The sequence below is a fragment of the Lentimonas sp. CC4 genome, assembly GCF_902728235.1.
Lineage (GTDB): Bacteria > Verrucomicrobiota > Verrucomicrobiia > Opitutales > Coraliomargaritaceae > Lentimonas.
Genome location: NZ_CACVBO010000001.1, coordinates 3500546 through 3513803 on the forward strand (window position 1 = coordinate 3500546; position 13258 = coordinate 3513803).

7 protein-coding genes are annotated in these 13258 nt (G+C 51.4%); all 7 read right to left on the reverse strand.

Features of this window, described 5'->3' with window-relative positions; translation table 11 throughout:
* Positions 1-22 precede the first annotated feature (22 nt).
* Positions 23-1873, reverse strand: a complete 1851-nt coding sequence (locus tag GZZ87_RS15025) for a sulfatase (protein WP_244648038.1) — start codon at positions 1871-1873, stop codon at positions 23-25.
* A 110-nt stretch (positions 1874-1983) separates the two neighbouring features.
* The gene (locus GZZ87_RS15030) at positions 1984-3555 is read right to left on the reverse strand and encodes an arylsulfatase (protein WP_162026632.1); all 1572 of its coding nucleotides are present in this window, start codon (positions 3553-3555) and stop codon (positions 1984-1986) included.
* A 56-nt stretch (positions 3556-3611) separates the two neighbouring features.
* Entirely contained in the window at positions 3612-6164 is a 2553-nt protein-coding gene (locus GZZ87_RS15035; RefSeq protein ID WP_162026633.1) for a peptide-binding protein, read from the reverse strand.
* A gap of 6 nt (positions 6165-6170) precedes the next feature.
* Positions 6171-7739 carry a hypothetical protein gene (locus GZZ87_RS15040; RefSeq protein WP_244648030.1) on the reverse strand — a complete coding sequence of 523 codons (1569 nt, stop codon included), beginning with the start codon at positions 7737-7739 and terminating at the stop codon, positions 6171-6173.
* Between the two features lie 20 nt (positions 7740-7759).
* Positions 7760-9331 carry a sulfatase-like hydrolase/transferase gene (locus GZZ87_RS15045; protein ID WP_244648029.1) on the reverse strand — a complete coding sequence of 524 codons (1572 nt, stop codon included), beginning with the start codon at positions 9329-9331 and terminating at the stop codon, positions 7760-7762.
* 25 nt (positions 9332-9356) lie between these two features.
* A complete protein-coding gene (locus tag GZZ87_RS15050) occupies positions 9357-11660 on the reverse strand; it encodes a glycoside hydrolase family 95-like protein (protein ID WP_162026634.1) in 2304 nt (767 codons plus the stop codon).
* Positions 11661-11687: 27 nt separating this feature from the next.
* Positions 11688-13250 (reverse strand): sulfatase-like hydrolase/transferase, encoded by a 1563-nt coding sequence (locus GZZ87_RS15055; RefSeq protein ID WP_162026635.1) that lies wholly within the window; start codon positions 13248-13250, stop codon positions 11688-11690.
* Positions 13251-13258 lie beyond the last annotated feature (8 nt).

The following is a 13258-nucleotide window of genomic DNA, read 5'->3' on the forward strand; positions in this document are numbered from 1 at the left end:
CTAACTGTAATTTCGGTTCTGCTTATTTCTTCGAAAGATTCTCTGAAACAGACGGTGCGACCTTCGACGGCAGATCGTTGCCGCGTGTGGATTTTTTCACATATGGATAACTGACGAGGAAGTTGTTCTCATCGATTAAGTTGATCAGGTAGTGAGTCGTCCCCTTGGGCAAGGTGGCGGTCACTAGATTGCCAGGCAACACGTCGGCAGGCATACGGAACCACTCTTCATCACTGTCGCCTCCATTGAATGTATACATCAACTGCGCGCGTGCGAGCTTCGCACCATTTTCTTGATAGCGATACGCAACACGATTGCCGTTTCTTTCATGAGACAACACGGACGGCACCGTTTCCTTATTAGGGAGTGCATCACTAAAATATGGGTTGTAGTATGGATAGCTCGCGTCCATCGCTTCCAACTGCTCGGTCAGCTTCGCATTCATTGCCTCTGCCTTCTCCGGCATCTTTTGAGCTAGATTATTGGATTCCTCGATGTCCACCCGTGTCTGCATTCCGTCCTCTGTCTTATAAAGCTGATACAGCTCTAACTCAGCATTGCTGGGATTCAAGTAGTCGTAGTTACGCACCAGCTTATAGTCACCGATCCGAATCGTGCTCTCCAGCGCCTGGCTATTGGGAAAGTGCCAAAACAGAGTGTCACGCACCTGCCCGTCTTCCTGTTTCACTAGCGCTGCATCAGTGGGATCCGTCGCCAGCAGTTCAGAAAGATCGCTACCGTCAAACTGATTACCTTCAGGCTTCTGCGTATCCGTCCAAGAGAGAATCGTCGGATAAAAATCCATGCCGTTCGCCATCACATCCGTTTGCACACCCGCAGCAATCCCTGGGCCAACGATAATCAGTGGCACACGTGTTCCCCCTTCCATGGCGGAAATCTTACCACGGTCTAATGGGTAGTTATCGGTGATCACTTCGCCGGGCATATTCTCCATACCGCCGTTGTCTGAGGTAAAGATGATGTAGGTGTTCTCACTCAACATATGTCCAGGCCAACGCGGATCCTCGGTCGTCTCTAAATAGTCGAACATTTGGCCCACGTAGTAGTCGAGTTCCTCGACCATGGCGGCGTAGAAAGGATTCGTTTGGCCCTCGCCTTTCCACTCCTGAGGGTTTTCTGGCAGCTCCACACCGAGCTTTTCGACATATTTCTTCAGCAACCGCTCGCTGCGCGTATGAATCGGCGCATGCACCAGCTTGGTGGCATAAAAAAGAAAAAAGGGCTGGTCTTTATGTTCGCGAACAAAGGTCAGTGCATCTTCGCTCAGTTCATGCGTGGCAAAACCGTTTTCATCGAGACGATACGGGTCTTTGGGATCGTCGGTCGCAAATCCAGTCAAACGATGTGGCGTCATTTTTCGAGTGGTGCCCGCATGACTGCGGGTCCAATCGAAGCCAATATCCTCTGGTTGAGGGTAAGAGAAGTGCTTCTTGGCCAAATGCCATTTACCACTATGCCCAGTGGTGTATCCGTTATCCTTGAGCGCTTGAGCCAGTGAGACATAGTCAGTCGACATACGTCCACTATACCAAGGCGGCATCATGCGATGAGCGCTCTTATGATACGCCGCGGGCGGCGTGCCACCGACCACATGCGTCAATTGAGTGCGCGCCGGATGCGCACCCGTCATAATGGCACCCCGACTCGGAGCGCAACTTGGAGCCGGCGAATACCCCTGCCAAAACATAACGCCCTTCTGCGCAAGCGCGTCGATGTTCGGTGTTTCAAATGGCGACGGTTCGTCGATGTCATAACACTTCACATCCTGCCAACCGAGATCATCGGCTAAGAGTAACAGTATATTCGGCTTTTCAGGGCGGCCATCTTCAGCCGAGGCAGTGCCAGCAAACAAAGCTGCAACAGCGACAACAGAGTAACCGACTCGAACAATATGCCCGAGTAACGGAAGAGATTTCTTTTTAGATAAATTCACTATTTATTCGTCCTTTCAAATGGATGCAATTACTGACCGCTCTTCCAGAGTTTGATCTGATCGACAGGAAGATCGTTCGCCTGCTTGGGACCTGCCGTGCTGCGACCATTGGCGACGTCTGCCTCGAGCTGCGCCATGAGTGTTTCAACGACCTCAGGGTTCTTCAGGTAGAGATTATTCTGTTCGCTGGGATCGGCTTCCAAATCGTAGAGCTGGCCTTTGGGTGCGTCGGCTACTTTAGACATGGTTTTCTCACTCGGCAGAGTCCAGCCACCAGAGCCTTTTGCCAAGAGGAGCTTCCACTTGCCCTGACGATAAGCGAAGTGCCCACTCACACTGTGGTTGATAATGCCCTTACGGGTGAACTCCACGGACTTTCCGCTAAAGAGCGGTAAGATACTTTCACTATCTTCGCCGGCATTTGCAGGTAGTTCTTTGCCAAGTAGCTCGGCACAAGTCGCGAGTAAATCGGTCTGACAAGTCAGCTCGTCAGAGACACTACCTGCTTTGATCACTTTCGGCCATTTAACCAGAAATGGCACGCGGTGGCCACCTTCCCACAAGTCTGCCTTGGAGCCACGGTATTGTGCACTGGCGAAGTGGCCATGGCCTTCCAGGTTCTTAAAGTTGGCGGCTTTGGAACAACCATTATCACTCGTCACGATGAGGATGGTATTTTCTGAAATGCCCTTAAAATCGAGCGCCTGAACGACTTGTCCGACGATGTCGTCGGTCTGCATCATGAAGTCGCCATAATGGCCGATACCACTCTTTCCCTGCCACTTCTTAGAAGGAACGATGGGCGTATGCGGCGATGGCAATGGCATGTAGATGAAGAAAGGCTTGTCGCTCTGATACTCGGAAATGTATTGGACTGTTTCCGCCGCAAGTTTGTCCAGAACATCAATGGCTTCAAAGTCCTCAGTCGCAGGCCCAGGGCGTTTGAACGCTTTAACATGCGTGCCTTCGCCGACCCAATTACGATCACGGATCCAAACATAAGGAGGAAAATCAAGCGACGCGGTAATACCAAACCAGGAATCAAATCCGAGGTCGACTGGGCCACCTTGAATGGTGCCCTGCCAATCGATATTGGAGAGTTCTGCAGGCGGAAATGCGCCCGTATTCAGCTTCTCTTTAATTCCGCCAGCTGCTCGCGCGGGCTTGCCGTCGATCGTCGCGATCTCCAGCCCCAAGTGCCACTTACCAATCATGGCAGTGGTATAACCATTGTCACTGAGGAAGCTCGGAACGGTCATGCGAGTCGTTGAAATGAGCGGTAAGCCGTAGCCATTGAGCACACCCTTTTGGAGTGTGGATCGCCAATTGTAGCGACCAGTGATAATACCGTAACGAGTCGGTGTGCAGACCGAGGACGTCGTGTGTGCATCGGTAAAGATCATGCCTTCCGCAGCCAGCTGATCCATATGTGGCGTCTTAATTTTACCACGCTCTGGATTCAGGCACTGAACATCGCCGTAGCCCATATCATCCGCTAAAATATAGACGATATTCGGTTGCGAATCTCCAAGTAATGAGAGTGGAAGCAAGGCAGCGAGTGCGCCGGCTTTTAAACTAGAGAAGAGACTTCGATTTTTCATTGAATCATTAATATATTTGTCGGTATGGAGCCGAAGGGGGCATTTGTATTTTCAGATTACTTATCAAATTCGAACATCACAGCTTCCTGTCCGCGCCAAACTTTGACCGTATGCTTTCCAGGTCGAAGTCTCTCGATGATCCGCGAAAAATCACGGGCCCCAGCAGTCGATGCTCGATCAAGCAATAGCACGACATCCCCGCTCTTGAACCCATAGTTTGATAATTGGCTGCCAACGGGCACATCCACGAGATACGTGCCAATCGTTTCCTGCATGCCGGTTGCACTGACATCCGCTAAGCTACTCAGCGAGCGAATCGTCGATCCGAGCACCTTCGCGTCGCGCGGTGCAGCATAGACGTTCGTGGCAAACCGTTCAGGCATGCGAAAGGACGGTGTTTCTGCCTGTGCTTTCAAGTGTTGCGAAGTCACTCCAAACCCAGTCATCGGGAAATTCTCAAATCCCACTTTCAGTGCGGGTGAGTCAGCTGCGACGGTAAAGTCCCCGACCTCTGGTGCCACGAAGCGAGCATTGCCATATAAACTATGGGCATCGTCCAAGGTCTGTTTCTGCAGGGCGACGGCGGGCTCTGTTTTCCGAGCCGCTGGATTATGCGCGAAGGTATAATCGCGAATGCCTCCCCAAAGCGTTGGATTTGAAGCAGAATAGATGGTCTTGCCCGCCACCACATTGCGCTCAAACACATCAGCCGTAGGTTTCGGGTAAGGCACATTACAAGTGTATCCGCCCATCACGACATTGTTGGTCACGATGCGCTTGTAGCCTTCTCGTGTCTTGAGGCCACCCCCCAAGCAGAGGTTGTTGTAGATCTCATAATTCGAGGAACCATCGTCGAGATCAATGTCCCAGCCGTGGTCACAGTGCATCCGATTATGACGCATGATCGTGGTTTGATACGCATCCCAGAACGGTGACTCTGGATATTTATCGACGTAGAAGCTAATGAGCGACTTACCATTTTCGTCCAATTCATTCGGGCCAGCTGGCATGGCACTATGCCAAATCCGATCACGCCCCCAGCTATTAAACGCACCGTGGTCATGTGTCTCCAAGACCGTCTCGAAGCAATCATTCCATTCGATCACATGTCCACCCCATGTTCCGTCGCAGACATTAATCGCCGCTCGTGGTGTATGGCTAATCGTATTATGGCGCACGGTGATTCTAGATGCCATCGATAGATTCACCCCTGCAGCCTGCTTCTCAAAACGGCCACAAAGCATCATCAAATTATCCTCTACTAAACAGTCAGCGGGATAGTCCTCGGACTTCGGACCCACCTCCGTATCAATCACATCCAGTGGTCGAGCCGCTGCACCGAAACTAAAGGCAGGGTCACGCACGGCTGCAAATGAGCCGACAAAGACCACATCCGAAGCACCATTTTCACGAAACAGGTTTCCACGAACAACGGTGCCACGATTGTAGCTATCGACTAAGACCGCATTGCCTCCGAGCTCTTCGAAGTCGCAGCCCTCGATCACAACCGCTTCCGTGCCACGCAGATGAACTGCGGCGCCACGATAGACGCTCCAATCACTACGAAGTAGTGGCTCGATGGTATCCATAAAGGTCCGAGCGGTGCCTCTAAAGCTGATCCCTTCCAGACGGATATGTTTCACCGCCTCGGTAGTCTCATAGTTCTTCACGCTCGTCACCTTCAAGCCATTGCCGCTGTCAACGATATCCATCGTCGCGACCGGTTGTTTATGCGCGCCGTAGAATTCGATCAGATGCTTGAGCTGTAACACTGCTTCAAACTGTGCCGATGCCATATCCACACCCTTCGCAGGTTGATAATACAGCCAGCCACCCTGGGCATCGTGATACCATTCGCCCGGCGCATCGAGTTCTTCGAAGATATTCTCAATCATCCGGTAAGAACGATGCGCAGATCGATGACGATTGTTCTGCCAGCCGCCCTCGAACAGCAGCTCTCCCTTCGCATCCTTACCCAAGACGCGGTAATGCTGACTGCCCCACAGTCCTCCGTGCATGCCATGCATGAAGGCTCCAGTTGGGTCGGCCCACTCTTTCGCTTTGCTGGCATCCCATGCATCCGGTGTGCAGCCATCGTAGGGAGCGTTACCCGCTTTACCACCTACGTGTTTTTGATTTGGCCCCAACACATAGCCGGCTCCGAGGTCTGGATAACGCGCCAAAATTTGGCGACTCCCATTCACAATCAATTGATCGATCGCATCCATCTCGCCGACCTGCGTGCGATAGATGCCATCCTGCCACAGTTCCCACTCACTGGTAATCGTTTGCGCGCCAGTCAACACGACGTCCGCTCCGTCGACCGCACGGTAGGTCACAGGATATGCCTCACTGCCACTATCCGCAGGCGTGAAGGTTACCGGTTCGCTCAAGCGATAGACGCCCGCGGCGAAAATCACTTCGCACGGCTCTGTCCCCAGCTTGCCACTGTCACGCAGCAAATCACGTGCGGCTGTGATGGTGGCCACTGGCTGTGTCTTTGTGCCTGCCTGACTATCATTCCCAACCGGGCTGACATAAATATCCAATGCATGGACGGAGCACGATGCCGCCAACAGGCCGGCTATAGTAAAAAACGTTCTGTTCATAATCTTTTATTCAGAAAAAGTTAGCGTAATTTTATCGAGTTGGGGTTTGGAATCATTGCTGGTGGTATCACTGATCTTCACTTCAAACTGGAAGCCATAGCCCTCAGGCAAACTGGAGAGATCCAGTTGCGCTGGAGTCTTGGCCACCTGTTTCGCAAAACCAGGAATGGCGGCATACGTTTCATTCACTTCCTGCCAATCCGTCCATTCATTGACGGAGCCGTCTTTATTGGTGTCCACACCCACACGGACAGTCACGCCTTTCACCCAAGGGCCTGGACTTACGAAATCCTGCTTCGTCTGAGTCACCAGATAGAATTGCCCCTCTGCGAACATGATGTCGGGATCAGGGTGTCCTTGTCCAACATTCCCGCAGAAGGTGAACTGCTCATTGATATCGGAAGAAGTAAACCATGCAACACTCATGGCATTCCTATCGCCATGTGCAGTGGCGGGGTCGAAATCACCGAAGAGATAATACTGACCACCAATAGCAATGGCCGCCCAGTCACCAAAAGCGTCCTGCGCTGGCTCGTGGATTTCGTATTCTCCATACGCACGAATATCGCCCTTTTTAATTCTTTGTCTCGGAATATCCTCCGGCACGACCTTCGTGGGAAATTCGTCCTTACGCGGTCCTCGATGCCAGTGCGGATGGAAATACTCGCCCATTTTTCCAGTCGGATTCGTGCGTTCATCGACCGCAGGAGGCAGTATTTTGAAATCCCCTTTGCCATCCTTGCTCACCGCATGCATCGCGAGCGGCGAATCCCACGCATGCGTGGACGCATCGATCGGGCTCCAGTCCTCCAGAATCAGATGAAAGTTCCCGTCCAGATCGCGAATGATCGCGCAATCAGATCCATGCGTAGGATCGTGAAAAGCCATTCCCATATCTACACCCGGCTCGCCATCCGTTAAATCAGCATCAATTGCCAAATGTGGGTCTTGGTCATTGGGATTATCATAATAAAGATACACCTGACCATCCACGAGTTCAGCAGTAGTGGCGTTCCCTGCGATCGGAGGCGACACCGGCCCATGGAATACCCAATTCTCCATGTCACGACTTTGCCAACCATAGTAGCCGCCTCGCTTCGGATCCATTCCTCCTGGGGCGATAAAAACATTCGGGTTCTTCGTGCTCATGAGCGGCACATCAAACCCTTCTAAAGTCGCCGATGCGACAGCCGCTTCATCTTTGCTCTTTTTATAACCACCAAACAACCAGTAATCATCTTCACCCATGCGTAAGAATATAGGTGCATTCGATAGACTTTTCGGTCCGATATCCCCGATAGGATTCCAATTGTGCCACCCCGTTGACTGATCGATCGTGATCGACTCAGCAGAGCGTTTCTCATCAAACTGCTTAATCACGCTCGACAGCACCGCGGCCTTCCCTGTCGGGCTGGCCAATCCATCGGAAAGCTCTACCCCATTCTTCTCCACGAGGCTTTCGTTCCAATCAGCTTGCGTATCAATCGTCCAAGTCTGATTGGTTTGCTGTTTTTGGCCCTCACAACTGAGCGCAGCAGCCAGCAGAAAGAAGGGGAATATTTTAATTGTTTTCATTTTCATAGTAACACTGGCACTTAAGGTTTTGCTGTGGCTTGAGTATGGAGCGTCTCAGTCTGCTGGCGCAGATTAGATAGAATAGTCGCGTATTCTGGATTCGCAATGAGGTTGTTCTGTTCGTTAGGATCCGCCTCCAAATCATAGAGCTCCTCTACTTGAGGATTGTGTTCGTAGTAGCTAAAGTATTTGAAACGCTTGGTGACTACCCCACGACTCCGGTAAGAACGGTTCTTCGCTATAATATCCTTATTGATCGCTTCAAAATCAGCTGTTTTTCCAGCCCTCTGAGCCACGACTCCAGCCGAATGAACCTCTTGAATGAACAGGTTCTCGATAAAATTCGCGTCACGCCATTGGCTCAGGTCTTCCGTCCCATCAAGAATCCCCGTTAAGCTTTTCCCCTGCATCTTGGCAGGCACTTTCACTCCTGCTAGGGTCAGGATGGTTGGCGCATAATCGGTAGAGGAAACGAGAGGATCTACACGCTTCCCTTTTCCTTCACCTGCCACACGTCCATCCCAGATGATTAAGGGCGCTTTAATCGACTCTTCGAAGAGCAAACACTTATCATAGATCCCTTGGGAACCATGCTGCCGACCATTATCACTGGTGTAAATAATAACCGTGTTATCGAGCACCTTCATCTCTTTGAGCTTCTCAATCAATCTTGCCACTTGGGTATCGACGGTCACACCTTGCGCCGCGAAGCGTCTTGCGAGGGTCTGGTAGAGTTCCGGGGTGCTCGTTCTCTGGAGGTGGAGTTTATAGCCCCTCGCATTTTTCTGGACGACCTCAGGCAGCTTTTTGTTAGCTCCTTCGACCCAGTTAGCAGGGACGGTCATTTCCGTCTTCTCGAAGAGCGCCTTATCTGGAACGTGCATGTCTTGATCTCTGTCATTCTTGACCGCATCAAAGCTGATCGAGAGAATAAACGGCTGATCTGCTGGCTGCGTTTCGAGGAAGCGGATCATGGAGTCCCCTTTTTTAAGGGTGCGCTCTGTGCGCGCTCGGCCTTTTGATAAATTGTCAAAGGTCTCAGGAGTCTCGGCCCAGCGACCACCACCAAAGTTCGTATGTCCTCTATTTGCATCAAAGTAGTCAAAGTGCTTTTTTAATTCCGCTATAGCGAGCTTGTCACCACCCTCTATGTAAAAGCCGAACTTACCGATAAAACCACTGCGATACCCCGATGCCTTCAGTCGAGCATGATAAGTATCAGCCAAGTCTTCGCTAGAAACCGGCGTGTCATGCGGGTAGGTAAAGCCACTGTTATGGCTCGCGAAGTATCGACCAGTCATGATGCTCACCCGACTCGGCATACAGATCGCTACCGCATGATAAGCCTTATCAAAAATGACCCCCTCTGACGCCAATCGATCAATCGTTACCGTCTTAAACTCAGGGCGACCGTAGCAACCAAACGTGTCCCATCGCTGGTCATCGGTCATCAGGAACACAATGTTTGGTTTCGACAAGCTCACCGCAGGCGCGCTCACCACAGCTGGCTGAGCGTCTCCAAACAATGACAAGGGCAGCAACGCGGCCAGTGCACCGATTTTTAGAAGAGATATAAGGTTTCGATTTTTCACTATAATTACAATTTGTCTTACGGCCTTAATTCAATCCGAAGCTGTTACAGTTCTCTGGCAAGGCGTTGACGGGTGCGACCTGTGCCACATCGACATGATCCGCGTAGAAAATCGCCTGGTCTCCTGCTTGCATCGCCACTTCGAAACGACCATCCGGCAGACGCGTGACGGCGGACTTCGCGATGCCTTCCACACGTTTAGGCTGGAAGTCCAACTTCAGGAAACACGGCTCGCCGGCATTACTTTTGATCGAAACAAATTGAGTGACTCCGTCCTTACGACTGGCACTGATCTCAAATCCGCCGGGTGCGAGGAACTGATCGAAGACGACATCCTGCCAGACCTCCGGAACCGCTGGAAAGACTCGAATGGTTCCATTCCAGGTTTGCAGCACCATTAGCTGCATCGAATCGCAGAGCGAAAACGGCGTCTCTGTCACTGGCTGAATCCGTCCCGTTTCAGTATACATCGTGGTGCGGTGGATGCGCGTGGCATTCTTTGGGTTGAGCTCATGCATGCGCATAAACATATCCAAATACTTAGCAGCACGCTCAGCATCGCCTTGCAGTGCGGCCATCGAAGCCCCTCCCGTATAGGCGTAGCCAGTTAAGCCGCGGTCGAAGTAACTCGTCCAATGATCCACCGACTTCTGAATCAACTCCTGATTCTCTGGCTGCTCCATGTGCAATGTGTTCAGTGGATGAATCGCGAGTAAGTGCGAATAGTGACGGTGCGGCTTGGCAAAAGGAAAATCTGCCGCAACCATGAGCCCATTCTCGTCCGTCGGATAGTCTGCCAACCGAGCCACGATATCTTTCCATTTCGGCAAAAGCGGGTCATTGATGCCATAGCGCTCGTCGATTTGAATCAAGGTTTGGCACCCCCATCGGAAGAGCGACAGATTGTAGGTGCAATCGATACCGCCACCGTATTCGGGTGATTTTGTATTTGGTAGATGGATACGACCATCCTCGCCCTCATACATATTAAAAACGTAGTAATTCACCGCTTTCGTAAGCAACGGGAAATATTTCTCCTGCACACGCTCTTCGTCCATTGTGCGCTCTAAGAACATCCAGTAATTATGGCAGAGCCAAGTAAAGTCACCCATGAACCCCAGGCGTTCGCCCAGTGGACTATCAAAGGTCTGAGGAGAAATCGAACCAGTCGCAGCTGCCTGCCCTTTGTATTTCGCAGGCATATTGGCGACAAACGTATCAAAGGACTCATCCATCTTGGTGAAGAGACTTTCGGCGACTTCGAGACGGTTGGCAGTGGATAAGAACCAGTAAGAAAGCTGTGTATTCAAATCAAACCAACCATTGGCCCAAGCGGTGTTCTCCACCATCCACGGCCCCATCACATCCATATACGCACGCCCTTGACGCGCACCAGATCCGAATTTGTAGACCTGAATCCAATAGAAACTCTCCATCTCGGTATCACTGAGACTCAGAAAGCTTTGCGGGTAGTAGTCGTGCCACCAGACTCGGTGACGCGTCACGAGGCTTTCCCACGATTCATCCACCACCGCTTTCAAATGATTGACCGCGTCTTGTGTCGCGGTCGCTTCAGGCGAGCTGTGTTCGATCGAGACACGCAGCTCCGTGCCACCATTCGGCTGAGACTTGACCGACCATGCCGTGCCGATCTCTCCGCCGACAACGAGCGCCTGCTTGGAAACCGAATAGCCGTCGATCTTCGTCAGGACAGGGTCCGGATTGTATTCGTAAGGTGCCGCTGCCCAACCCTGACGTGACGAGTGCGCCTTATCCCCTTGTTCCGCGACCATAATTTCTGCCTGTAGGCGCGCGGGAGCGATGGCTCTGAGCGGCACGAAATCGAGTGCAATCGTCGCTTCGCCTCCACTCGGCTGCAAGCGGTAGAGAATCAGCATGTCATCACTGTGCACCAAGGCTTGTAGATCAATGGCTCCCTTATCGGTTAAGATTCGGCCACGTGCTTCTGCGTTATAGAGATCGAGTCGGCCTTCAAAACCAGTGATCTTGCCGATCGTCTTCAGTGTGAAATAACCATTCGGGAGCCGAGACTTTGTAATGAAAGGCGCTCCCTTTTTCTTATTATCCTCAACATCACTGCGACCTAGGCTAATACGTAGGGTATGATCGTCCATCTGGTGCAACATCGACCCTAACATGCCATTGCCCATAAAGGGGCCATCATGCCAAGCCTGTGGCATTTCCGTCCAGACCAGATCATGGCGAGCGATAAACTCTGGCCAATCCACGTCGGACTTCACTTCGGCGGAGAGCGATGAGGCACTGAAGATAACCATCAAGAGGATGCTTTTTTTTATCCAATCTTTCATTTTAATAAATTTATGCTTAAACCGCGACTAGCGTTTCAGTTCTGTGACTAATTCATCACAGCGTGCGCGCTGCGCTTGTAAAATGGAGGCGAATTCAGGATTACTCGCTAAATTGCGCAGCTCCTTCGGATCCGACTCAAGGTCAAACAGTTCTTCATAGATCGGCGCTTCACCTGCGATACCATCGGGCAGATACTGCTTACGATCTGCCTCCTTGCTGTAGTAACGGATGTATTTATAGCGCTCGCTGCGAACCGAGTCCTGCCGCGCGTAGCCTTGATCGGTGAACAAATTCTCAAGGAATACATCCTGACGCCAATCGACCTCCTGCCCTTCGATCAGTGGCACCATACTGACGCCCTGATAGGTATTCGGCACATCGATGCCGACCATATCCAAGAGTGTCGCTGGTATGTCTTGCCCGACCACTAGATCCGTGCGTTGTTGACCGCGCTTTCCTTCCGGCAAAAAGGGTGAATAGACAATCAAAGGCACATGCACGGACTCTTCGTAAAGCATCGTCTTCCCGCCCAAGCCATGCTCGCCGTAGAGCAAGCCATTATCCGAAAAGACCACGATGATGGTATTCTCGGCGAGGTGCATCTCCTCCAGCATCGCCCGTAGATTTCCGACCATCTGATCGATGCCATACACTGCCCGCGCGGTCTTGAGCAAAGAACCTCGAAGCGAGTTTTCATTAAATTTGTAATATCCCGGTTGTTCCTCTCGAGTAATGACGTTTGCAGGCAACGTTAAATTGTTCGGATAGCCTTCTGGCACCTGAAACTGATTCTGCTTATACCGTGTCGAGTAAAACTCAGGATCTCCTGGCTTAGAGCCCATCCCTCCCAAGCTCGATTGATGCGGTAGGTTCAAGTTGATCCATGCACAGAATGGCTTATCCGCATCACGCGGTTGCAACTGCTCTTTGATCGATGCATCCGCATTTTCATAGAAATAAGCGTAATCATTGTCCGAATTCAAATACGCCTGAAACGCTTCAAACAAGGCTTCAGTCTGCGACTCATGCTTGAGGTTGGAGAAGATCTTACGCTTTTTCGCAGGATGAAACCCTAGGTGCCCTTCCCCGTAATAACAGAAATCAATCGCCTTCTTCAGCGGTTTATTACTGCGATCCACGATCTTCGTATGGTGCTTGCCGATGAACGCAGTCGAATAGCCCGCCTGCTTCATTTGCATCAAGAAGCTATTCTCAAACGCCTCCTGCGACACATAATTATTCGAAACACTGGTAAAACCGATGCGGTTCTTACGTTCCCATTGCGAAGTGAAGATATTCGCACGACTGGGGCCACAGATCGGGCTCGTCACAAAGGCCTGACTAAAGAAAACGCCTTCTTGCGCCAACTGGTCGAGATGCGGCGTTTCTGTAACCGTATTCCCTGTTAACCCCATCGAGTCGAAACGTTGATCGTCCGTGAGGATGAACACGACGTTTGGTTTCGACACCTTCGACGAGCTCTGGGCGGGCAGGCCCTGGGCAGGTGCTCGATCAGCTGCGAGAGTAACCGTAGCAAAAACAAACGAACAAAGCAGCACGGCTGTCGTTCTAAGTGAGGTGTTTTTCATAAATTGAG

Bases quoted from the DNA above. Each gene is read 5' to 3' on its own strand.
- GZZ87_RS15030 (WP_162026632.1), bottom strand. From the start codon at position 3,555: ATGAAAAATCGAAGTCTCTTCTCTAGTTTAAAAGCCGGCGCACTCGCT.
- GZZ87_RS15035 (WP_162026633.1), bottom strand. From the start codon at position 6,164: ATGAACAGAACGTTTTTTACTATAGCCGGCCTGTTGGCGGCATCGTGC.
- GZZ87_RS15040 (WP_244648030.1), bottom strand. From the start codon at position 7,739: ATGAAAACAATTAAAATATTCCCCTTCTTTCTGCTGGCTGCTGCGCTC.
- GZZ87_RS15050 (WP_162026634.1), bottom strand. From the start codon at position 11,660: ATGAAAGATTGGATAAAAAAAAGCATCCTCTTGATGGTTATCTTCAGT.
- GZZ87_RS15055 (WP_162026635.1), bottom strand. From the start codon at position 13,250: ATGAAAAACACCTCACTTAGAACGACAGCCGTGCTGCTTTGTTCGTTT.